At 39.0% G+C, this 521-nt stretch carries 1 protein-coding gene; it reads left to right on the forward strand.

Annotation, left to right across the window (positions count from 1 at the left end; genetic code table 11):
• Nucleotides 1–439: transposase (locus ACYQ2O_RS12775; RefSeq protein ID WP_459796783.1), on the forward strand; the 439-nt coding region annotated here is incomplete at its 5' end.
• Nucleotides 440–521: the final 82 nt, after the last annotated feature.

Here is a 521-nt window from a genome sequence, read left to right on the forward strand (position 1 = left end):
AGCTGTAAAGGCCACTCGAGAAGCTGGCGAACTCTTATTTACGACGTTTGAGTTTATCGTATCAAATTTCGTTGATATACCTGCCCAAACAGTGTACAAGCTCTACCAAAAGAGAGGGACAATGGAAAATTATATCAAAGAAATCAAACATGGTTTTTCCTTCGACAAGACCGATAGTTCAACGTTTCTTGCGAATCAGGCTCGCATGATGATGAGTTGTATTGCCTATACAGTCATTCATTTGATGAAAGAGCTAACATTCCCAGATAAAGAGAAAAAATCAACGGTGGCGACTATTCGGTTTAAAGTTTTCCACATTGCTGGAAGGCTGACACGACATGCGCGTAAAATAAAAGTCCGCTTGTCCACAGGTTACGTTTTCTCTTCACTGTTCTGGACAATATTGGAGAATATTCAACAGCTGGTTCTGTTGCATTAGCTACTCCAGAAGATCATATTAATTTTTTGACGATTGTAAGACCAAGGGGTCTTTATACTCTTTTTTCCATCTTTTTGTTTTC

It is taken from the genome of Alkalibacterium sp. m-11, from assembly GCF_054658155.1.